The organism is Martinezella rhizogenes, from assembly GCF_007002745.1.
Taxonomy (GTDB): Bacteria; Pseudomonadota; Alphaproteobacteria; order Rhizobiales; family Rhizobiaceae; genus Agrobacterium; species Agrobacterium cucumeris.
The window spans coordinates 246,941-269,206 of sequence record NZ_SGNY01000005.1; the positions used below are offsets into that span (position 1 = coordinate 246,941).

The 22,266-nt window shown below is 59.2% G+C and carries 21 protein-coding genes; 15 read left to right on the forward strand and 6 right to left on the reverse strand.

From position 1 onward, the window contains the following. The first annotated feature begins 20 nt into the window (after nucleotides 1-20). The 6 genes from EXN68_RS16845 (at nucleotide 21) to EXN68_RS16870 (ending at nucleotide 6,948) form a co-directional block, all read left to right on the forward strand. The gene (locus EXN68_RS16845) at nucleotides 21-725 is read left to right on the forward strand and encodes an amino acid ABC transporter permease (RefSeq protein WP_142841963.1); all 705 of its coding nucleotides are present in this window, start codon (nucleotides 21-23) and stop codon (nucleotides 723-725) included. Next, the gene (locus tag EXN68_RS16850; protein WP_003499527.1) at nucleotides 722-1,381 is read left to right on the forward strand and encodes an amino acid ABC transporter permease; all 660 of its coding nucleotides are present in this window, start codon (nucleotides 722-724) and stop codon (nucleotides 1,379-1,381) included. The genes EXN68_RS16845 and EXN68_RS16850 overlap by 4 nt, the downstream gene beginning before the upstream one ends. After that, complete coding sequence (locus EXN68_RS16855) at nucleotides 1,362-2,093, forward strand: amino acid ABC transporter ATP-binding protein (RefSeq protein ID WP_065116843.1); 732 nt, start codon at nucleotides 1,362-1,364, stop codon at nucleotides 2,091-2,093. The genes EXN68_RS16850 and EXN68_RS16855 overlap by 20 nt, the downstream gene beginning before the upstream one ends. A gap of 23 nt (nucleotides 2,094-2,116) precedes the next feature. Further along, a complete protein-coding gene (locus EXN68_RS16860) occupies nucleotides 2,117-3,052 on the forward strand; it encodes a 2-hydroxyacid dehydrogenase (RefSeq protein WP_142841964.1) in 936 nt (311 codons plus the stop codon). Between the two features lie 230 nt (nucleotides 3,053-3,282). Further along, the gene (locus EXN68_RS16865) at nucleotides 3,283-5,457 is read left to right on the forward strand and encodes a putative bifunctional diguanylate cyclase/phosphodiesterase (protein ID WP_142841965.1); all 2,175 of its coding nucleotides are present in this window, start codon (nucleotides 3,283-3,285) and stop codon (nucleotides 5,455-5,457) included. Between the two features lie 447 nt (nucleotides 5,458-5,904). Next, entirely contained in the window at nucleotides 5,905-6,948 is a 1,044-nt protein-coding gene (locus EXN68_RS16870; RefSeq protein WP_142841966.1) for a porin, read from the forward strand. 178 nt (nucleotides 6,949-7,126) lie between these two features. Here the strand turns inward: EXN68_RS16870 and EXN68_RS16875 are convergent, their stop codons facing one another. Further along, entirely contained in the window at nucleotides 7,127-8,665 is a 1,539-nt protein-coding gene (locus EXN68_RS16875; protein WP_142841967.1) for an amidohydrolase family protein, read from the reverse strand. Nucleotides 8,666-8,824: 159 nt separating this feature from the next. Between EXN68_RS16875 and EXN68_RS16880 the strand changes: the two genes are divergently transcribed. From EXN68_RS16880 to EXN68_RS16910, 7 genes are all read left to right on the forward strand, one after another. Further along, nucleotides 8,825-10,390 carry an ABC transporter substrate-binding protein gene (locus tag EXN68_RS16880; RefSeq protein ID WP_142841968.1) on the forward strand — a complete coding sequence of 522 codons (1,566 nt, stop codon included), beginning with the start codon at nucleotides 8,825-8,827 and terminating at the stop codon, nucleotides 10,388-10,390. A gap of 260 nt (nucleotides 10,391-10,650) precedes the next feature. Next, entirely contained in the window at nucleotides 10,651-11,619 is a 969-nt protein-coding gene (locus EXN68_RS16885) for an ABC transporter permease (protein WP_142841969.1), read from the forward strand. Nucleotides 11,620-11,637: 18 nt separating this feature from the next. Beyond that, entirely contained in the window at nucleotides 11,638-12,585 is a 948-nt protein-coding gene (locus EXN68_RS16890; RefSeq protein ID WP_110759555.1) for an ABC transporter permease, read from the forward strand. A gap of 5 nt (nucleotides 12,586-12,590) precedes the next feature. Next, nucleotides 12,591-13,784, forward strand: a complete 1,194-nt coding sequence (locus EXN68_RS16895; protein ID WP_142841970.1) for an amidohydrolase family protein — start codon at nucleotides 12,591-12,593, stop codon at nucleotides 13,782-13,784. Continuing rightward, nucleotides 13,784-15,277 carry an amidohydrolase family protein gene (locus EXN68_RS16900; protein ID WP_142841971.1) on the forward strand — a complete coding sequence of 498 codons (1,494 nt, stop codon included), beginning with the start codon at nucleotides 13,784-13,786 and terminating at the stop codon, nucleotides 15,275-15,277. The genes EXN68_RS16895 and EXN68_RS16900 overlap by 1 nt, the downstream gene beginning before the upstream one ends. Then, a complete protein-coding gene (locus EXN68_RS16905; protein ID WP_142841972.1) occupies nucleotides 15,270-16,253 on the forward strand; it encodes an ABC transporter ATP-binding protein in 984 nt (327 codons plus the stop codon). The genes EXN68_RS16900 and EXN68_RS16905 overlap by 8 nt, the downstream gene beginning before the upstream one ends. Then, nucleotides 16,250-17,257, forward strand: coding sequence for an ABC transporter ATP-binding protein (locus EXN68_RS16910; RefSeq protein WP_142841973.1), 1,008 nt, complete (start codon nucleotides 16,250-16,252; stop codon nucleotides 17,255-17,257). Before EXN68_RS16905 ends, EXN68_RS16910 begins: the two co-directional genes overlap by 4 nt. 9 nt (nucleotides 17,258-17,266) lie before the next feature. Here the strand turns inward: EXN68_RS16910 and EXN68_RS16915 are convergent, their stop codons facing one another. Continuing rightward, entirely contained in the window at nucleotides 17,267-17,944 is a 678-nt protein-coding gene (locus EXN68_RS16915; RefSeq protein ID WP_065116831.1) for a GntR family transcriptional regulator, read from the reverse strand. 130 nt (nucleotides 17,945-18,074) lie between these two features. Between EXN68_RS16915 and EXN68_RS16920 the strand changes: the two genes are divergently transcribed. Together EXN68_RS16920 and EXN68_RS16925 are read left to right on the forward strand one after the other, a co-directional pair. Next, on the forward strand, nucleotides 18,075-18,704 hold the full coding sequence (locus EXN68_RS16920) for a flavin reductase family protein (RefSeq protein WP_110759564.1): 630 nt from the start codon (nucleotides 18,075-18,077) through the stop codon (nucleotides 18,702-18,704). A 22-nt stretch (nucleotides 18,705-18,726) separates the two neighbouring features. Continuing rightward, nucleotides 18,727-19,443, forward strand: a complete 717-nt coding sequence (locus EXN68_RS16925) for an aspartate/glutamate racemase family protein (protein ID WP_142841974.1) — start codon at nucleotides 18,727-18,729, stop codon at nucleotides 19,441-19,443. Nucleotides 19,444-19,508: 65 nt separating this feature from the next. Here EXN68_RS16925 and EXN68_RS16930 read toward each other — a convergent pair whose 3' ends face one another. The 4 genes from EXN68_RS16930 to EXN68_RS16945 all read right to left on the reverse strand — a co-directional run bounded on the left by EXN68_RS16930 (nucleotide 19,509) and on the right by EXN68_RS16945 (nucleotide 22,165). Continuing rightward, the gene (locus EXN68_RS16930; protein ID WP_142841975.1) at nucleotides 19,509-20,015 is read right to left on the reverse strand and encodes a DUF992 domain-containing protein; all 507 of its coding nucleotides are present in this window, start codon (nucleotides 20,013-20,015) and stop codon (nucleotides 19,509-19,511) included. After that, nucleotides 20,012-20,359 carry a BON domain-containing protein gene (locus tag EXN68_RS16935; protein ID WP_142841976.1) on the reverse strand — a complete coding sequence of 116 codons (348 nt, stop codon included), beginning with the start codon at nucleotides 20,357-20,359 and terminating at the stop codon, nucleotides 20,012-20,014. Before EXN68_RS16935 ends, EXN68_RS16930 begins: the two co-directional genes overlap by 4 nt. A 7-nt stretch (nucleotides 20,360-20,366) precedes the next feature. After that, nucleotides 20,367-20,546, reverse strand: coding sequence for a CsbD family protein (locus EXN68_RS16940; RefSeq protein ID WP_142841977.1), 180 nt, complete (start codon nucleotides 20,544-20,546; stop codon nucleotides 20,367-20,369). A 140-nt stretch (nucleotides 20,547-20,686) separates the two neighbouring features. Continuing rightward, nucleotides 20,687-22,165: a helix-turn-helix transcriptional regulator gene (locus EXN68_RS16945; RefSeq protein ID WP_142841978.1), complete on the reverse strand. Its 1,479-nt coding sequence runs from the start codon at nucleotides 22,163-22,165 to the stop codon at nucleotides 20,687-20,689. Nucleotides 22,166-22,266: the final 101 nt, after the last annotated feature.

A 22,266-nucleotide genomic window follows, 5' to 3' on the forward strand; every position in this document is an offset into this window, starting at 1 on the left:
AAATGTCAACGGAGTGACGCATGTCCTATACTTTTCAATTCGGCGCGCTCGCCCAGTATCAGAATGAAATTCTGAACGGCATATGGCTGACGATCAAGCTGTCGGTCCTCTCCATCGTGCTCGGCTGCGCTTTCGGCATTCTTTTGGCCTCGCTGCGCTCCATCAAGGGTGGCATCGTCCGCATCATCGTGGACGGTTATGTGGAGGTGATCCGCAACACGCCGTTCCTGGTGCAGCTTTTCATCGTCTATTTCGGCCTTCCGGGTCTCGGCTTTCGCGTCGGTGCGGATACCGCGGCGCTGATCGGCATGACGATCAATCTCGCGGCCTATTCAACGGAAATCATCCGCGCCGGCATCGAGGCGGTGCACAAGTCGCAGATCGAGGCGGGCGAAGCGCTTGGTTTCACCAGATACCAGATCTATCGCCACGTCATCATCGTGCCGGCCATCGCCAAGGTCTATCCATCGCTCTGCAGCCAGTTCGTGCTGATGATGCTGGCATCGAGCATATGTTCGGCAATTTCCACCCATGAGCTTGCGGCTGCCGCAGCCTTCGTGGAATCGCAGACCTATCGCTCCTTCGAGGTCTATATCGTCGTCACGCTCATCTATCTGGCGCTGGCGCTCAGCCTGCGGCTTATCCTTGCCCTTATCGGCATGTGGCTGTTTGGCCGTCGTGTCGCCCGCAAGACGATGACCGCTTTGCCGGAGGTGCAGTCATGACTCTTCGAACTTTCGGCTGGAACGAATTCGGCTTCCTGCTGACCGCCCTGCAATGGACCGTGCTTCTGACGATCATTGCGCTTATCGGCGGTGGCATCGTCGGCTTCTTCATCGCTCTTGCCCGCACCTCGGATAACAAGCTGCTGCGCATTGCCGCCGGCACCTATATCCAGGTCATTCAGGGCATTCCGGTGCTGATGATCCTGTTCCTGTCCTATTATGGCCTCAGCCTTGCCGGACTGGAACTACCGCCTTTGATTGCCGCCGGCGCGTCGATGACCATCTATACGTCAGGTTATCTCGCTGAAATCTGGCGCGGCTGCATCCAGGCGGTGCCGAAGCAGCAATGGGAAGCATCGGAATCGCTGGCGCTCACCCGCGCCCAGCAATATCGTTACGTCATCCTGCCGCAGGCGATCCGCATTTCCCTGCCGCCGACCGTCGGTTTTGCCGTTCAGGTCGTCAAGAATACGTCCATCGCATCGATCATCGGTTTCGTCGAACTGGCGAGAGCGGGGCAGCTCATCAACAATGCCACGTTCCAGCCGTTCCGCGTCTTCGTCGCGGTGGCCGTGCTTTATTTCATCGTCTGCTACCCGTTGTCCCAGCTATCGCGTTGGCTGGAAAGGAGGCTTCATGCCGGAAGTAATCGTTGAAAACGTTCACAAGAGCTTTGGCGCTCTGGAAGTCCTCAAAGGCGTGTCGCTGACGGTTGGTCGCGGTGAAGTCTTTGCCCTCATCGGCCGCTCGGGCTCGGGCAAGAGCACGCTGCTGCGCTGCATGAACGGGTTGGAGAAGATCAATTCGGGCCGCATCGAAATTGCCGGTCATGCGATCGGCGAAGATGCCAAGGCGCTGCGCAAGCTGCGCACCGATGTCGGCATCGTGTTCCAGAGCTACAATCTTTTTCCGCATCTGACGGTCGGTGAAAACATCATGCTCGCGCCGCGCATCGTCAAGGACGTGGCGAAATCGGAAACCAGGGATATCGCCCGCGAGGTTCTGCAACTCGTTGGCCTGTCGGAGAAATTCGATTCCTATCCCGACCAGCTGTCCGGCGGCCAGCAGCAGCGCGTGGCGATTGCCCGCTCGCTTGCCATGCGGCCGAAGGTGATGCTGTTCGACGAGGTGACCTCGGCGCTCGATCCTGAACTGACCGAGGAAGTGCTGACCGTCATGGAAAACCTCGCCAAGGGCGGCATGACCATGATCCTCGTGACCCACGAAATGGCTTTTGCACGCCGCGTGGCGACCGAAACCATCTTCATGCACAAGGGCAAGATCTGGGAGCAGGGCCGCTCGTCCGAACTCTTCGCCAATCCGCAAACGCCGGAACTCCGGCAATTCGTCAAGGCCGATGTGAAGTAGTTCACCGGCACAAAGGAAAGTCCATGACCACTGAAATCGTGCAACTGTGCCCCCTCATCCCGGCACTGGAACAGGAACTCGCGCAGCGCTTCACCGTGCACCGCCTGTTCGAAGCGGCAGACAAGGCGGCGTTCCTTGCTGAAAAGGGCGCTGCAGTCCGCGGCGTCGTCACCGGCGGCCATATCGGCCTGCCAGCAGATATCGGCGCTGCACTCCCCAATCTTGAAATCGTCGCCATTAACGGCGTCGGTTTCGACAAGGTTGATCTCACTGATGCCAAACGGCGCGGTTTCCGCGTTTCCAACACGCCTGACGTGTTGACGGCGGATGTCGCTGACCTCGCGCTCGGTCTGGTTCTGGCGCAGGCGCGCAAGCTGCCGCAGGCAGATCAGCATGTGCGCACCGGGCAGTGGCTGAAGGGCGATATGGGGCTTTCCACCCGTGTGGCTGGCCGTCGTTATGGCATTTTCGGCCTTGGCCGCATCGGTCAGGCGATCGCAAAGCGACTCGAAGGTTTTGACGCGCGGATTTCCTATACCGCCAGAAACCGCCGCGATGTCGCTTATGATTACCACGACAGCATCGAGGCGCTGGCTGCCAATTGCGACGTGCTGATCATCGCCGCCGCTGCCACCGCCGAAACGCGCCACATCGTCAATGCCGGTGTGTTGCAGGCGCTTGGGCCACAGGGTGTGCTTGTCAACGTGGCGCGCGGTTCGCTGGTGGATGAGAAGGCGCTGGTCGAGGCGCTTTCAAACGGCACGATCGGTGGTGCGGCGCTTGATGTCTTCGAGGATGAACCGCGTGTGCCGGAAGCGCTTTTCGCCTTCGACAATGTCACACTTGCCCCGCATGTCGGCAGCGGCACGCACCAGACGCGACGCGCCATGGCCGATCTCGTTCTTGCCAATCTCGACGCACATTTTGCCGGTAAGGAACTGCCGACTCCAGTGGTCTGACATACCTCTATCGAAGCCTTTAATCTGACGGCGCGGCTTTTATCCGCGCCGTTTCGATTCGTGCTGTTGGCTGTTCCTCATTTAGCCTGCAAAAGGCAGCCATTTGCCCGTAATCCCGGCCTGTCGTTCATATTTATATAATATGTATAATCCTACTATTCTGCTTCCTTATAAAGCGATGAGGCGGAGAGGTGCGTTCCAAAGGCCCGAAGACACCCGAGCAGAACCGGATGTCGCGAGAAAAGCGCGACGCTATGCCATCTGCCCCTCCTGCAACGACTGAAAACGCCAATCCCTCCGACCGGCACGTGCTTCTGGAAGCGATGATCAATCATGTGCCGGATTTCATCTATGCCAAGGATCTGGAGGGCCGTTTTCTTTTCGCCAATCGCGCCATCGTTACGGAAAACGGCTTTAAGAGCGTCGAGGAACTGATCGGCCTTACCGATTACGATATTCACGGCGACGCGGCGCGGCGCGCCGGCATTCCCGATACCGAAGCGCGGGTGATGCGCACCGGAGAGCCTGATCTTGGCTACGAGGAACCTGCCATGCGCGGCGATATCGACCGTTGGTTGATGATGTCGCGTGTGCCGCTGAAGGATGAGAGCGGCAAGATCATCGGTGTGGTTGGCGCTTCCAGGGATATCACCCAGAAAAAGGCCTCGGAAAGACTGCTTCAGGCGCAGGCGCGTATCCTGGAAATGATCGTCGCGGCGGCGCGGATCGAAGATTTTCTCGAGGAATTCGTCAAGGCCATTGAAAACCTTGCCACCGGGCTTGCCTGCGCTGTCAGGGTGTTCGAGGCGGCGGCGGGAGAACCGTCCGTTTATGTCTCTCCAGCGCTGGTGTCGCATACGAGCCTGACGGCGCTCATTTCCACCGTCAGCGATGCCGGGAAGCTTACCCATCCGGCCAACAGCACTGCTTTCAGTTTCGATATTCCCGCCAGCGAGGGCGAGGCGCATGGCTTTGTCTGGTGCGTGCTGGCGGGCCGCCAGGCGGATGCGGCGCTGGTCGAATTCATCGGGGCTGCCGCCCGCATGGCGGGACTGGCGATCGACCGGAAACGGGCCGCCGCGCATATCGCTTTTCTCGCGGATCACGACATGCTGACCCGGCTACCCAATCGCCGTTTTCTCGATACGCGGCTACCGGAAATATTGGCGGTGGCGGCAAAGGCAAAACGGCAGGTCGGCATCGGTTTTCTTGATCTCGATAATTTCAAGCAGATCAATGATACGCTTGGTCACAGCGTTGGCGACGCGCTGCTTTCGAGAACGGCTGAGCGCATCGCGCATAGCCTCAGCCGAAACGATCTCGTGCTGCGGGTGGGCGGCGACGAATTCGTCGTCATTCTGGAAAAGCAGAAACTCGGTTTCGAAGACCGTCTGCAGCGCATTCAGGCGGCGGTTTCGCAGCCGCTGCGCATCGGCAATTACGATATCAAGGTCACCTGCAGCATCGGCATGGCGTTTTTTCCAGAACACGGGGAAACCACGGCGGAAATCGTCGCTGCCGCCGATCTTGCCATGTATGAGGCCAAACATAACGGCCGGGATGGCATTGCCACCTTCACGCCGCGCATGGCGGACGATCTGAGAAAGAAGTTCACCCGCATCGAGGAGCTGCGCAAGGCGGTGGAGCGGGATGAGTTTGTTTTGCATTTCCAGCCGCAGGTTGACCTTCTCACCGGCCGTATCAGCGGGGTGGAGGCGCTGGTGCGCTGGCAGCACCCGGTGGAGGGTCTGCTGGCTCCATTGGAATTCATCGGTCTTGCTGAAGAAACCGGCCTCATCGTGGAGCTTGGGGAAAGCATTCTGAAAAAAGCCTGCCAGCAGGCGCAGGCTTGGATCGCGGCCGGCCTGTCGCCCATTAAGATGGCGGTCAATATTTCGCCCCGGCAGTTTCAGGGCGGGCTTGTGGAGCAGATCCAGTCGGCGCTGAAGGAAAGCGGTCTTTCGCCTTCGCTGCTCGAAATCGAAATCACCGAGACGCTTATCATCCAGGACGTCGAAACATCGGTGCGGATCATGCGCGCCATCAAGCAGATGGGCGTCAGCCTTGCGCTGGACGATTTCGGCATCGGTTATTCCTGTCTCGGCATGCTCAAGACCTTTCCCCTGTCCTGCATGAAGATAGACCGCTCGTTTCTTACCCACCTGCCGGAAAAAACCAAGGACAGCGCCATCGTCTCGATCATGATCCAGCTTGCTGGGTCTCTGGATATCGACGTCATTGCCGAGGGCGTGGAGACCGGCGAGCAGGCGGCGTTTCTGCGCGCGGCCGGCTGTCCCTACGGGCAGGGTTATTATTTCAGCCGCCCGGTTCAGGCGGACGTGATTGAAGACATGCTGGCGAAGATGACGACATTCCCGACAGGCCCTGCCGGCGATCTGCAATAAACCGGCTATGAAGGCCCTGTTTTGACGGGCCTGATGTGGGCGAGGCCGGAAGGGCTCCGACAGTATTCCCGCGCCTTTTATTTCTATAACCCCCAACCCCCTTGTGATCGTACCGGGTCAAGATGGCGGACATTCGTCCTTTGCGGCGTGGTGTATTTATATTTTATGATCAATAAAATTATTATAATCGATTATTTATATTAAGTAATGAATGCCGTTATTTGAAAATATAAAATGAAATTATTATATTTTGAAGTATTTATTTGTTGTAATTTTACTACTTAATATTGTTCTGTACTTTTATTGTATTTGTAATCTGCCGATTTGAATTGCGAGTCTCCTGTTCTTTCTGTCATTTGCTGAATCAGCGCAGGGAAGCGGGCGGCAGGGAAAGACCAGCCCTCAGTTTTGCGCATTTGTTGAAAAATTTTTGACTGGAGATTACAAATGAACATCAAGAGCCTTCTTATCGGCTCCGCTGCAGCTCTCGCAGCAGTATCCGGCGCACAGGCCGCTGACGCTATCGTCGCTGCCGAGCCCGAGCCCATGGAATATGTTCGCGTCTGCGACGCTTTCGGCACCGGCTTCTTCTACATCCCCGGCACCGAAACCTGCCTGAAGTTCTCGGGTTACATCCGTTTCCAGACCAACGTGGGTCGCGATGCAGCCAGCCCGTCTGACTGGGATTCGACAACACGTGCCCAGTTCAACATCGACACCCGCACTGACACTGATCTCGGCGCTCTGCGTGGCTACATCGGCCTTCGTGGAAATGCTGACTCCGGCGTTGGCGGCGCGACTGCCGGTACGAGCGGTAACCTGGGTTCTGGCGTTTTCGTTGACCAGGCCTTCATTCAGCTTGGCGGCTTGACGGTTGGTAAGGTTTACAGCTGGTGGGACGAAGACCTTTCCGGCGAAACCGACGTGTTGTCTTCCAACGCCCTGTTCAACTCTCTCCGCTATGTCTACGATGCCGGTTCCTTCTGGGCAGGTGTTTCGGTCGACGAGCTCGAAGGCATCACTGTTTCGAGCTTCAACGAGCGTGACAACAATATCGGTGTTGCTCTCGGCGCAGGCGCAAAGCTCGACAGCGTAACTCTGCAGCTCATCGGCAGCTATGACACCGATCGTGAAAACGGTGCGGTACGCTTGATGGCGACTGCCGATGTTGGCCCGGGCACGCTTGGTCTGGCCGGTGTTTGGGCATCCGGCGCAAATGCTTATTACAATGTTTCCGAGTGGGCAGTTGCCGCAGAATACGCCATCAAGGCAACCGACAAGCTTAAGATCACCCCCGGCGCTCAGTTCTTCGGTGGTTACGGCCTCGCTTCCTGGGACGAATTCAAGGACGTCGATGCTTGGAAGGCCGGTGTGACGGTTGATTACAAGATCACCGACGGTTTCAACGCAAAGCTCACTGCAAACTATCTCGATGTCGACAACCAGCCTGAGGCTTGGACCGGCTTCCTTCGTCTGCAGCGTTCGTTCTAATAACTCGCATAACCAAAAAGCCTAAACCGGGTTAGACAACTCAGATCCACCCCGTTTCCGAACGGGTGAGTCACTAGCTCCAGTCAAAGTTCCTGACATGATGTCAGGTTTGCTCCCCGGACCCCTCCAGGCCGGGGAGTTTTTGTTTCCGTACGAGGTCTCCGGCAATTCACTTCCGCTATCGCAAGAATTCCGGCCCAATACCCTCTTCTTGGTCAGTAACGCCCTGTTGCCCGTGGGCAGCCGGCTCCGGTGGCCGAGGAGGGTGGACTGGCTCTTCAAAGGTCCGCAACAGGCGACCCCAACCCGGATCGTGCATATGCGCTTCAAGACCGGCGCGGGCGGCGAGCGCCAGTGCTTCTTGCTGGCCGAAGTCAAGTGCTGCATCAACGTCGGTTGTCAGAACCCGGCCGTTTTCCATCAACATCCTGCCATCCACGAAGACGGTATCGACATCGCTGCCCAACACCTGATGCACCAGCCGGTGCACCGGCATCCACATCGGCATCAGATGCGGTTTGCGCATGTCGATAACGACGACGTCGGCCTTTTTGCCGATTTCCAGCGAGCCGATGTCGTCCTCCATACCGATGGCATGGGCGGCGTCGATGGTGATCATTTCGAATATCTTGCCGGGCGGCAGCAGGTAACGATCATGGTTGTGCAGCAGATGTTGAGTGAATTGCGCCAGACGCGCCGTCTGCAACATGTCGAAATGCCGGCTGGGGGCCGCGCCGTCGGTGGTGATGGCAACACGAATGCCTTTCGACATCATTTCCATGATCGGCGTCGCCCGGCCGGGCGGGGCGTGGGTAACCCGAGTTCCTGTTTCGGCCAGAATGTCGATCTCGTCATGCGAGATGCCCCAGCAATGCTGGAGATGGATATCAGGGCCAAGCAGCGCATTTTCCTTGTCCTGATACGCCATGCGGATCTGTCCGGCAAAGGCGTCCGAATGCAGTCTGACGCCGGTTTTTCGTGCCGTTTCGCGGATCCGGCGCGCCTGCATCCGGTCATTTTCCGTCAGTTTCACCGCCTGATCGGGTGTTGAGGCATTGGAGGGTTCCACTGACGGAACGATGGTGAAAGGTGTGAGGAAGACGCTGATGCGGCCATCCGCCGTGCCGTGCAGGGCATCGATGGTTGCCTCACTGCCTTCGATCATCTCTTCGAAGCTGATATGGCGGCGCTCCGGCGAACCGCGCTCCCAACGGGTGACCGGATGCGGCCATGGCAGGCCGGATGGGCCGACACAGATGATTTCGCGAAGGCCGATTTCCTCATAGGCGCGTGCATGGTTGATGGCGAAGACGGGATCGTCGGCGCGCGGCATCGAGGTGATGATGCTGGCGCCGGTCGTCACGCCGGCGCGTAACCGTTCGATGCCGGAGACCAGGCCGTCGGCGTACCAGTAATCGCGGGTGACATAATGATAATAGGTCGGTGTCACCACCTTCATCCACATGGCATTGGTATCGGCGGCAATGCTGCGGATGAGCGCATGCCCGGCATGGCCGTGTGCATCGATCAGGCCAGGAATGATGAGTTTGCCCCGGCAGTCGATGATCTGCTTGTCGGGGTGAAGTGACGCAAGCTCCCCGGCCGTGCCGATATCAACGATACGATCATCCTGAATGGCAAGGCCGCCATCCTCGATAATCCGTCTTTCCCGATCCACGGTGACGATCGTGCCATGCAGCAGCAGATAATTTCCCATTCGCCTTCTCCCATATGTTTGCAGTCGGTATCCAGAAATTCGCAATTTTGAATACGATAATTGTCAACAATATTATTGACAATAAGCCGCAGCAAAACAATACTCCGCTTGCTCAGCCGCCAGCCGGCTTTCCAACGACCTATAAAAAGGGGGGATCAAATGTCCCGAATTAGAAGTTTTGTCCTGGCCGCCGTGGCCGCCGCCGCCATTGCCGTTCCCGCAAGCGCAGAGACCCTGCGCTGGGGTAGCCGCGCCGATCTTTATTCTCTCGATCCATATTCGGTGCCTTCCACCTCCAACCTTGCTTTCCTCAATCACATCTATGAAGGGCTTGTCCGTTACGGACCGGACTTCAAGATCGAGCCAGCGCTGGCGACGGAGTGGAAACTCGTTGATGGAAAGACCTGGCGCTTCACCCTGCGCAAGGGTGTGAAGTTCCATGACGGCTCGGATTTCACCGCTGATGATGTGGTCGCTTCCTTCACGCGCGCTTCAGATGCCACCTCGCCATTGCGTGGCAATATTCCGGTCTTTGCCGGCGTGAAGAAGGTCGATGATTACACTGTTGATCTCGACGTCACCGCACCGACCTCGCTTTTCCTGAACGACATCACCAATATCTTCATTTTCAACGCCAAGTGGTTGAAAGATAACAATAGCGAGAAGCCGACCGACTTCGCCTCCAAGGTCGACGGTTATACGACGATGCACACCAATGGCACCGGGCCGTTCAAGCTCGAAAGCCGCGTGCCCGATAGCAAGACGGTTCTTGTTGCCAATGACGGCTGGTGGGACCAGAAAAAGCACAATCTCGACCGTATCGAATTCGTGCCGATCGCCTCTGCCGCGACACGTGTTGCAGCGCTGCTTTCCGGCGAAATCGACCTGATCGATTCCGCGCCGATCCAGGATCTGCCGCGGCTTGAATCCTCAGCCAATATCACGGTGAAGAAGCGCACCGAACTGCGCACGCTGTTCATCGGTTTCAACCGTCGTGAAAAGCTGGAAGACGGTAAGCCCAACCCGTTTAATGATCTGCGTGTGCGTCAGGCATTCGAGGCGTCGCTTGATCGCGATCTCATCAACAAGAAGGTCATGCGCGGCCTTGCAAGACCTTCAGGCTCGCTTATCGCGCCTGAAATTGCCGGTTATGCCAAGTCGCTCGATACCTATGAGCCCGCCGATCCGGCAAAAGCGCAGAAGCTGCTTGCCGATGCGGGCATGAAGAACCTCGCTTTCACCTATACCTGCATGAATGATGAAAGCATCAACGAGGAAGATATCTGCTCCGGCGTTGCCAACATGCTGAAGCGCGGCGGTTTCCAGCCGACGATCGACATTGCACCGCGCTCCGTACAGTCGCCCAAGCGCAATGGCGGCAAGGCCGATGTCTTCAACCTCAGCTGGGCGAACGAGCCGACGCTCGATGCCTTCTCGTTCCTGTCGCAGATCCTGTCGACCCGCAAGGGTGCGATGGGCGTCTCCAATTATGGCGGCTGGTCGAACCCCGAGATCGACAAGCTGGTCGATCAGGCAGCGCAGGAACAGGACAACACCAAACGTCTGGCGCTTGAAGAAGCCGCGTTGAAAATCGCCAAGGATGAAACCATGCTTGTCCCGCTGCATCAGCAGCCCATTGCATGGGCCATGCTCGGAAAGGTCAAGAGCGTCGACTTCCGTGCCGATAACAAGCCGCGTCACTGGCTGACACAGCTCGACAAATAATGCAGAACGCTGGAAGGGCGTCGGCCTGTCGCCGAACGCCTTTCCAGCCTTTCCGGCACAGTTCGCCTCAGCCGTTGAAACCGTGATGCTCACGGAAGTGATGGCCGAAACGCGATCCTTCGCCGGTGCAATTGTCGACAATGTGACGGGTTCAGGCGCGAGGCATCGTCGCATCGTTGCGAAAGCTCTACCCTGTCTCTGGAAGAGAATGGTCGAACCTGGCACGCCTTGTGGCGCGGGTTCGCATCCGAGAGGTAACCATGCTGGTTTTCATCATCAAGCGTTTGGGAAATGCCGTGCTCGTCATGCTTTCCGTCGCGCTTATCGCATTTCTGATTTTCCGGCTCGCGGGTGATCCCGTTGAGCTGATGGTCGGCGAACAGACCTCGCAGGAGGATCGGGCGGCCCTGCGTGAGCGCCTCGGCCTCAATGACAGCCTGCCGACGCAATATTTTCGGTTCGTGAAAGATGCGGCAGAGGGCAATTTCGGCGTTTCCTATCGCAACGGCCAGCAGGTGTTGCCGCTGATAGCGGAGAGGTTTCCGGCAACGCTGGAGCTTGTTCTTGTCGCCACCGTCCTGTCGCTGGTCGTCGGTCTGCCGCTTGGGGTGCTGACGGCAATCAGGCGCGGCAAGTGGTATACGGAGGGCCTGCAGTTCCTGTCGATCGTCGGCGTCTCCCTGCCGAGTTTCGTGGTCGGCATTCTGCTCATTCTCGTCTTTTCGGTGTCGCTTGGCTGGGCGCCGGCCTTCGGTCGCGGAGATGTCGTGCAGATCGGCTGGTGGTCCACCGGGTTGCTGACGTCCTCCGGGCGTGCGGCCATCATTTTGCCGGCCATTGCGCTTTCACTTTATCAGATCACGCTCGTCATGCGTCTGGTTCGCGCCGAGATGCTGGAAGTGCTGCGCTCCGATTTCGTGAAGTTTGCGCGGGCCCGCGGCATTCCCCGCTGGCGTATCTATTTCCGCCATGCGCTTCGCAACTGTCTCATGCCTGTCGTGACGCTGACGACGATGAATGTCGGCTCGCTCATCGCCTTTGCGCTGATCACGGAAACGGTGTTCCAGTGGCCGGGCATGGGCATGCTGTTCATACAGGCGGTGACGTTTCTCGATATCCCCGTCATGGCGGCCTATCTCTGCATCATTTCCTTCATCTTCGTTGTTCTCAACACGTTCGTCGACATTGCATATGCGGTGATCGATCCGCGTCTGCGCACCGCGCGTTAACCGAAGGGAGCCGGTTTCATGACAGACCTTCCACAAATGGCAAAACCCGCCCGCCGGTCGCTTTTCAGCCGCATGCGCGACAGCGATCTCTACTGGTCTTTCAGCCGCAGCAAATCGGCGAAGATCAGTGCGCTGGTCCTCTCGATCCTGATCCTCGCTGCCATATTCGCGCCGCTGATCGCGCCGCAAAACCCCTATGACGGCGCTTCACTGGACATGTGGAAGGCCGAGTTGCCACCGGTGTGGCAGGAGGGCGGCGAATGGCCCTATCTGCTCGGCACCGACACGCAGGGGCGGGACATGCTCTCCGCCATTCTTTACGGCACCCGCATATCGATCGTCATCGGTGTCGCTTCCGTGGCGCTGTCGCTGGTCATCGGCATGACGGCCGGACTGGTCGCGGGTTATTTCGGCGGCTTTGCCGATAATCTCCTGATGCGGATCGGCGATATCACACTCTCCATCCCGACAATTCTGGTGGCCATCCTCGTCTCGACGGTGGTACGGCAGATGTTGCCGGACAGTCTGCGCGAGGTGGGGGCATCCGCCGTGCTCATTTTCGCCATCGCCCTTTCCGCCTGGGTGCAATATGCGCGCACCGTGCGCGCGCAGGCCATCGTCGAAACCGGCAAGGATTATGTGCAGGCGGCCAAACTCATCGGCGTTCCCGCCCGTCGCATCATGGCCAACCATATTCTGCCCAATACGCTCACACCGATCATGGTTGCCGCCACGCTCAATTTCGGCATGGCGATCCTCACCGAAGCGACGCTGTCCTTCCTCGGCATCGGCATGCCGCCCAGCCAGCCTTCGCTCGGAACGCTGATCCGCATCGGCAACCAATTCCTGTTCTCGGGTTCGTGGTGGATCGTATTGTTTCCCGTTTTCCAGCTCTGTCTGCTCGTCGTTACCGTCAACCTTCTGGGTGACTGGCTGCGCGATGCGCTCAATCCGAAACTGAGGTGAGTTCCATGCACGATCTTCTGCTCCGCAACATCAGGCCCATGGCGGGCGATACCTGCGACATTCTGATCAGGCAGGGAAAGATAGCCGGTTTCGGAAAGTTCGAGGCCGATCCGGGCATGCCGGCCGAGGAGGGGAATGGTGCGATTGCCGTCCCCGGCCTTATCGATGCCCATACCCATCTCGACAAGACGACATGGGGCATGCCCTGGCATGTCAATAATCGCGCCGCGATCCTGCGGCAGCGGATCGACTTTGAACGCGAAAACCGGACACAGATCGGCATCGATCCGCACCGCCAGTCCATGCGCCACGCCATCGGCCTTGCGGCCAATGGCGGCACCCATATTCGCAGCCACGTGGATATTGACCCGACCCATGGCCTGGCGCTTGTGGAGGGCATCTGGGAGACCCGCGAGAAGCTGAAGGGCATCATCGACATCGAAGTCGTCGCCTTCCCGCAATCCGGCGTCATGGTCATGCCCGGTACCGTGGAGCTTCTGGACGAGGCCTTGAAACAGGGCTGCGAAGTGCTTGGCGGCATCGATCCCTGCGGCATCGACCGCGATCCGAAAGGCCAGCTGGATATTCTCTTTGCGCTTGCGGTCAAGCATGGCGTGCCGATCGACATCCATCTGCATGAGGCCGCCGATCTTGGCGCCTTCACCATGGAGCTGATCTTCGAGCGTATCCGGGCCAATGGCATGGAAGGCAAGGTTGCGATCAGCCATGCCTTTGCACTGGGAATGAGTGATTACCTGCGGGTCGGCAAGCTGATCGAAGAGATTGCAAGGCTCGACGTGGCGATCCTGACGACCGGTGCGCCTTCGGCAAATGTGCCGTCGATCATGCGGCTGAAGGAAGCGGGCGTGCGTGTCGGCGGCGGTTGCGACGGCATTCGCGATACCTGGGGTCCATGGGGCCAGCCGGACATGCTCGACCGGGCGAAGATCATCGGCATGAAGAACGGCCTGCGCTCGGATATCGAGCTTGCCCATGTGCTGCATGTGGTTTCGCAGGGCGGAGCCGATATCATGGGGCTCCATGATTATGGCCTGCGGCAAGGCTGCGCCGCGGATTTCACGCTGCTTACGGGCGAAACGCTCGCCCATGCCGTTGTCGATATCGCGCCCCGGCCGCTCGTCGTCAAAGGCGGCCGCGTTACCGCCAGAAACGGCAAAGCCATCGTGGAGGCGCCGTGATGAGCGCCGCTTTGCAATCTCTTGCGCTTGGCGAACGTCCGTCGGGTCGCACGCTGCTTACCGCAAGCTGGGTTGTCGGACACAAGGACGGATCACACCGGCTCTTGAAAAACGGCGAGGTGGTCTTTGAGAATGGTGAGATTCTCTTCGTCGGGCACGGTTTTCCCGGCGAGGTCGCCCGTCGCGTCGATTTCGGCAACGCCCTCATCAGCCCCGGCCTGATCGATCTCGACGCGCTTTCCGATCTCGATACGACGATCCTGGGGATCGATCACTACCCCGGCTGGGCCAAGGGCCGTGTCTGGCCGCGATCTTATGTCGAGGCCGGACCTTACGAGATGTATTCCGAGGAGGAACTGGCCTTCCAGAAGCGTTTCGCTTTCGGCCAGCTGCTTCTCAACGGCATCACCACGGCAGCACCCATCGCTTCCCTGTTTTACCGGCAATGGGGCGAAACCGTCGCCGAATTCGAGGCTGCCGCCGATGCTGCCGGCGAACTCGGCCTGCGCGTCTATCTCAGCCCCGCATACCGCTCCGGCGGCATGGTGCTGGAAGAGCCGGGGCGCATGGTGCCTGTCTTTGACGAAGAGCGTGGCTTTCAGGGACTGAAGGATGCGGTGTCCTTCATCGAAAAACAGAGCGGACGGCATGGTGATCTCGTGCGCGGCATGCTCGCGCCGGATCGGGTCGAGACATCGACGCTCGCCCTGTTGCAAAGAACCGATGCGGCCGCTCGGGATCTTGGATGCAAGTTCCGTCTGCACATGGCGCAGGGCACGATGGAGGTCGATACCGTCCGCAGCCTTCATGGCTCCACGGCACCTGTGTGGCTGGCCAAGGCCGGTCTCCTCAGCGACCGCCTTGTCGCGCCGCACGCCACCAATGCGACGGACGAAGATCTGACACTCTACGCTGAAAATGGCGTTTCCATCGTCCACTGTCCGCTGGTGTCGGCCAGAGGCGGCAGCAAGCTGTCGTCGTTTTCGTCGTGCCGGCAGCGTGGCATCAACATCGCGATGGGCACGGACACGGCGCCGGCCGACATGTTGATGAACCTTCTGGTCGGGCTTATCACCTGCCGCATCAGCGACGGCGTGCCCGACAGGGTCCGTTCGGCCGATCTGTTCGACGCCGCCACGATCGGTGGCGCAAGGGCACTGGGCCGTGCCGATCTCGGACATCTCTCAAAGGGTGCCCGCGCCGATATCGCGGTCTTTGACCTCGATGATACCGTCATGGCGCCGAGCGTCGATCCGATCACGACCATCGTTACCGGCGGTTCGGGCAAGATCACGCGTGCGGTCTTCGTTGATGGCCGCCTGTCGATGCGCTCAAGGCAGGTCGCGAATATCGACATGGAGCAAGCCCGCGTTCAGGCGCAGGCGCAGTTCGATGGGCTGATCGCGAAATATCCCGAACGAAGCTGGGCCAACCCGCCCGTTTCGGAAATTTTCCCCCCGAGCTACCCGGTGGAGGTTGACGCCAATGGATAACATGAACCAGTCGGTTATCGACGTTCGCAATCTGAAAGTCGAGTTTCCGGGCCGCAGAGGCACGGTGACCGCCCTTTCGGATGTCAGCCTGTCGATCCGCCCCGGCGAAATCCTCGGTGTTGTCGGCGAATCCGGTGCCGGAAAATCCATGACCGGACTTGCGATACAGGGCTTGCTGGAAAAGCCCGGCCGCATCGCCGAGGGTGAGATCTGGCTTGGATCGCGGCGTATCGACAAGTTGGACGACAGGGCGATGGAGGGCATTCGCGGCCGCGAGATCGGTGCGATCTTTCAGGATCCGCTCACTTCGCTCAACCCGCTCTTTACGGTTGGCGCGCAGCTGGTCGAAACGATCCGCCAGCATCTGCCGCTCTCCAGGAAAGAAGCGCGGGGGCGGGCGGTTCAACTCCTGAAAGATGTCGGCATTCCGTCTCCGGAAGATCGCGTCGATCATTATCCGCATCAGTTCTCCGGCGGCATGCGCCAGCGTGTCGTCATCGCATTGGCGCTGGCAGCCTCGCCAAAGCTCATCATCGCCGACGAGCCGACCACGGCGCTTGACGTGTCGATCCAGGCGCAGATCATTTCGCTGCTGCGCAGGCTATGCAAGGAGAAGCAGACGGCGGTCATGCTGGTCACGCATGATATGGGCGTCATCGCCGAAGCCGCCGACCGCGTTGCCGTGCTTTATGCCGGCAGGCTGATCGAGGTCGGGCCGGTCGAGCAGGTTCTGCATGCCCCGAAACATCCCTATACGCAGGGCCTGATGGCCTCCATCCCTTCGCTCGGCGCGCGGGTGGAGCGGCTCAACCAGATCGACGGGGCGATGCCGCGTCTTGATGCGATCCCGCCGGGCTGCGCCTTCAATCCGCGCTGTGGCTTTGCCGGCCCCCGCTGTCTTCGCGAGCGCCCGGAACTGGAAACGCAGGGCAACAGCGCAAGCGCCTGCTGGATGAATGCAGGAGGAACCGCATGAAAACCTCGGTGACAAAAACACCCGCACTGACGGTGAAGGGTCTGACCAAGACCTTCGATGTTTCCGCCCCGTGGCTCAACCGCGTCATCGAGCGCAAACCCCGTCAGTTCGTGCAGGCCGTCAACGACATCGATTTCACGGTGCCAGCCGGTGGCTGTCTCAGCATTGTCGGCGAAAGCGGCTGCGGCAAGTCCACCGTCGCGCGGCTGGTGACAGGGCTGTTCCGTCCAAGCGCCGGTGATTTCCGCTTTGCCAAAGGGCGGACAGATGCACCGCTTTCGGCGCAGATGATCTTTCAGGATCCCTATGCCTCGCTCAATCCGCGCTGGAGGGTGAAGAACATCATCGCAGAGCCGATCCGCGAGCTGAAACTGCGCGCCACCCGCGCAGAGACAATGGAGCGGGTGGAAGAGCTGCTGCGAACGGTCGGCCTCTCTGCCTCCGACGGCGAGAAATTCCCGCATGAATTTTCCGGCGGCCAGCGCCAGCGCATTTCAATTGCCCGTGCCCTGGCAAGCGAGCCGGAGTTTCTGGTCTGTGACGAACCGACATCCGCGCTTGATGTATCGGTGCAGGCGCAGGTGCTGAACCTGATGCGGCGGCTGCAGGACGAGCTGGGGCTGACTTATCTGTTCATCAGCCATGATATGAGCGTGGTTCGCCACATGTCAGACCGTATCGCTGTGATGTATCTCGGCCGCATCGTGGAGGAGGGCGATACGGAGGAGCTGTTCGCCCGCCCGTGTCACCCCTATACGCAGCTTCTGCTGCAGACCATTCCCAATATCGAGGCCCCGCGGCGCGACCGGGAACTGGTGGCAGGCGAAGTCCCAAGCCCGCTCAGGCCGCCCTCGGGCTGCACCTTCCATCCGCGCTGCCCGCTTGCAACGGCGCGCTGTTCGGCGGAAGTGCCGCAGGTGCGCACGCTTGCCGGCGGCACACGCGTTGCATGTCATCTGGTGGAGGATGAAGAGGTGTTGACGCAGGAACGGGAGCGCGCCTGAGCCGCAAGGTCAGGCGAGTGCCGCCCGCAGATCATGGGAAAGGTCGCGGATTTCGCTGAGGTCGAGTTCCGCTTCCACATGTTCGAGGTGATGGGTCATCAGATGCGTGGCCCTCGCCGGGTCGTTATTGGCGATCGCGTCGACAATTTCCGCATGTTCGTCGGGCCCGCAGTTAAAGCGGTCCGTGTTGCGGTAAACGGCAGTGATGAGGGAGGAACGCGAAATGAGGTCGCGCATGGTGGTGAACAGGAAATCGGAACCGACCGTTTCCGCAAGCAGCAGGTGGAAGCCGCCGGAAAGCTTGATGATGTCGGTGGTGATGTTGTGAGCGTTGGCCACGCGCTCCTTTTCGACATGGTCGCGAAGCCGCTTCAGAGCGGCCTTGGTGGTGGATTTGCACAGCCGCTCAACAACACATTGTTCCACGGTGCGGCGAACGAAGAACACGTCTCTCGCCTCTTCGACCGAGGGTTTGGAAACGAAGGCGCCGCGATTGGGAACGATGGTGACGAGACCGTCTCGCTCCAGCACGGAAAGCGCCTGGCGGATGCGCGCGCGGCTGACGCCAAAAATCGTGGCGAGCTGTTCTTCCTTCAGCTGCACGCCCGGGCGAAGCCGTCGTTCAGCGATCGACAGCCAGACTTTCTCGACAATTTGCTGCGTGGACTGGCCGTTCTGTTCGGTCATCGGTTTCGCTCTCCATTGTGGGTAGAGAAGCGTGATGCGGTGGAAAAAGTCAACCGTTTCAACACAGTTTTGGTTGCAAGATTGTCAACAATCTGAAATAATATTGTGTACTATAAACAGGGCAGTTGTCATGGAATTCGACTTCACCACGCTCGAGCCGCAGAGCCGTTACCGTCTGCTGACGAATTTTATCGGTCCCCGGCCGATTGCGCTCGTCACGACGCGTTCTGCTGCCGGCCACAACAATGCGGCGCCGATGAGCTTTTTCAACGTTTTCTCCCATGATCCGCCGATCGTCGTCCTCGGTATCCAGCCGCGGGTGACGGGCGAGGAGAAGGACACGATGGTCAATATTCGCCGCACCGGCGAATTCGTCATCAACATGGTGGACATGGCCCTGTCGGAACAGATGCTCGTCTGCGGCCTCGGCTTCGACAGCGAGGTGGACGAACTTTCCATGGCGCGGCTGACCGCGACCCCCTGTAACAAGATCGATGCAAGCTTTGCGGCGGAATCACCCTGCGCGTTCGAGTGCCGGGTGGAGCGTCTGATCGATTATCCGCGCCGCACGCTGGTTCTGGGTGAGGTCGTGCATATGCATGTGCACAAGGATTGCCTCGATGAAGAGGGGCGTTATGTCGATCCGGACCGCTACCAGCCGATCGCACGTCTTCACGCCGACAATTACATTACTTCGGACCGCCAGTTCGTCCTCAAGGCGCCAGCGATTACCGACTTCATCAAGCCAGATGGCGCGTGAAGGTCCTGAAAGGCTTACCCCGATGCATATTCGCCTGATCAACCCGAACTCTACGGCCTCTATGACGGCGCAGGCGCTCGACAGTGCCTTGCGCGTCAAACACATGGATACGAAAATTTCCGCTGCAAATCCCCTCGATACGCCCGTCAGTATCGAAGGTGGAGCGGATGAGGCGCTGGCCGTTCCGGGCCTGCTGCAGGAAATCCGCAAGGGTGAACAGCTGGGCGTTAACGCCTATGTCATTGCCTGCTTTGACGATCCGGGACTGCATGCTGCCCGCGAAGTGGCGCGCGGGCCGGTCATCGGCATCTGCCAGGCCGCCGTGCAGGTGGCCATGACGATCAGTCGCCGATTTTCCATCATCACCACCCTGCCGCGTTCGATCCCCATCATCGAGGACCTTGTCGGCAACTATGGGGCGGAGCGGCATTGCCGCAGGGTTCGTGCCATCAATCTGCCGGTGCTTGGTCTCGAAGAAGACCCTCTCGCCGCTGAAATGATGCTGATCCGCGAGATCGAAGCGGCCAAGAAGGAGGATGCGGCGGAAGCGATCATCCTTGGATGCGCCGGCATGTCGGCTCTGTGCGACAGGCTGCGCGAGGCAACCGGCGTGCCTGTTATCGATGGGGTTACAGCGGCGGTGAAACTGGCAGAGGCGCTGGTGGGGGCAGGTTACAGCACTTCGAAGGTCAATGCCTATGATTATCCGCGCATCAAGGAAGCCATGCTGGTTGCCTGAGCCGGGGGACGGCATACGGTTTCGGGCAATTTGGATGCCCGAAACCGCGCCATTTTCGACCTGAATTAGCGGACGTGCTTCAATTGCAGGCGTGATACGCCCGCTGCGATGTTCACGCCAGTGCCAACCTCCGCGCTGATTGGCTGAAGCGCGAAATTCTTGGCGTTGCCGCCGATCAGGGCGTTTGCGCCAATACCGATGCCGACAGAGGCTGCGGCGGAGGCGCCGACGTAGTCGCCGCCAAGCGCACCGTCGCCGATGCGGCTTGCCGCCGTGTTGAACACGATCCAGCTCATATAGGTCTTGCCCGTCACGCCGATATCGAGGCCGAGCTTGCCGATGGTGCCGGTGTAACGCTCGGTCTTGCCGGAACGCTGGCGAAACTGGCAATCGACATTTTTGCTGGAACCGATCACAAGTCCGACCCCGCCGGCGATTTCGCAGGACAGGGTACCGACACGTTCCTTCTGGACGGTTTCAGTCGCACGCTTCGAGTTATGCTTGGTTTCGGCTGAAGCGAGCGGGGCAAGTGCCAGGGTTGCGATGGCGGTTGCGAGAACGAACTTCTTCATTGTTTATCACTCCTGTTATTGTTGACGAGGTGGAGGCGCGGGGAGGCCGCGTCCAGCCTGATCGACGGCCGCTGGCGGATCGCCAGATCGGCGATGATGGGTCGCGATGCGAAACATTCGGCTATGATAACCGCCCGTTCGAAGGCAGAGAGTGTTTCAACTTCGCCTGTAAGGACGATGCACCCATCAGAAGAACTGACGGAGATGCAGCTGTTTTCCTGCCCGTCCGCATAGGCGATCAGTGCCTGCAAGGCAGCGCACAGGCTGATCTCCTGGGGATTGCATCCCGGTGCCGTGTCTGCGTTCCATGAAAGCATCATCGTGAAACCTCCCGCCTTGAACATTGACGGATCACTTCAGAGCTTTGGCGATGGCGTCCTTCGCCCGGCCAAGTTTCTCCTGTGCGTGGCCGGCCACTTTTTCGGCCCTGCCTTCCGCCTCAAGTCGCCCATTGCCGGTGATTTTTCCGGTCGCTTCCTTGATGGTGCCCTTAGCCTGGCGGGCAATGCCTTCGATACGGCTTTTGTCCATGATGCACTCCTTCCATCGTTGGATCGTGCCGCTGCTGACAACGGCATGATGGGAAGGTAGTGCGGCGCAATGGCGTGAAGCAGAGCATTTTCTACTAGTTGAACTGGTATAAAGTGACCTATTTTCGCAAAAGCGGGCCGCTATTTTTCCCTGCGGCCGGAAAAGCCCCGTTCGCGTGCCCAGATAACCGCGGCGGTCCGGCGGTTCACGCCGATCTTGCCATAAAGCGACGCGATGTGATTGCGGATGGTGTGCTTGGAAAGATGAAGTCTGTCGCTCATTTCCCTGTCGCTGCACCCGTCACAGATCAGCGACAGGATTTCCTCCTCGCGATCCGTCAGGTCCTTCAGCGATGCCGACGGCGTCGCGCTGCGCGCGTTCTGCCGCAGTCCCGCCAGTCTTTCGACGACGGTTCTGCTGAACCATGAGGTATCGGTCATCACGCTTTCGATCGCTTCGATCAGTTCATTCTCCGAGCGTCTGCGCTCGGTCACGTCCTGTATCGCCCAGATGACACATTGCTGGTCGTTGATCTCGGCGCGTTCGGCAGAAACGATGCATTCGGCCGTGCCGCCATCGCGCAGCTTCATGCGCATATTTTCGTTGCGGATGGGGATGTTGTCCTTCAGCCGCTTCTCAATATCCCGGCGCGCCGCCACATCTTCCCAAAGTCGCAATTCGCCGGCGGTTTTTCCCACCACTTCCGGCTCCTTGCGGCCGCATAGCTGCAGGAAGGCGTCGTTGACTTCAGTCAGCACGAAATCCTCCAGCCGCGAAACGGCAGCGGGTGCGGGCGAAAGGCGGAAAGACTTGAAGAACCGTTCCTCGCTCTGGCGCAGCGCGTTCTGTGCCCTGCGACGCCCGTCAAGATCGGCGAAGGTGAAGAGCATGCAGGGCTCTTCGGCAACCGCGATGGTTTCGCCGGCGACGATCACCAGCCTGTCGCCTCCCGGTATGGGGATGAGCGCCTCCCGCTGACGGATGATCCTGCCCTCATGCAGCCGCTTCAGCGCGTCCTCGCCGGTGTCGCATTCGGAAAACAGTCCAAGCTCCTCGACGCTCACGCCGATAATCTCCTCACGCGTGAAGCCGGTCATTTCAAGAAAGCCCTGATTGACGCGGATGAAACGCTCGTCTTCCAGCCGGCAGATCAAGCCCGGGGCAGGGTTGGCATTAAAGGCGCTTTCAAAGCGGGCTTCGGCCTCGAAACGGGGTGTCTCATCCCGGATGATGACGACGAGAACATCGGGCCTGGCACCCGCATCCTCAAGAACGAGGCCACGTATCGTATGGACCCAGCACTCCTCCTCATTGCCGCTCGGCGACACTTCAACCGTCACGTCGTCAAAATCATCGCCGGCCAGAAGACGCTCAAGCGGATATTGTCCCTCCTCGAGCAGATGGTTGTTGCGATAACGAAGCGTGAAATTGCGCCTGTAGGCCGCGGCATCCTCTCCCAGATCCGCAAGTGCCTCGATCCGGTGCATACGAAGTGCCGCCCTGTTTGCCCAGGCAATCGTTCCGTCGTTCTCGAGCAGGATCAAGCCGTCGCTCAGCCCGGCGATCAGATTCTGCAATACCAGCCGGTTGATCTTTGGAACCTCTGCGATCGCGTCCATGCTTCCCCCGATATCCTGATCCTTGACCCGATTATAACGCATGGTTGCGGCAAGTGTTGCAATGAGGTCCTGCCTGTGTTTCCGCGATCCGGCAGTCTCCT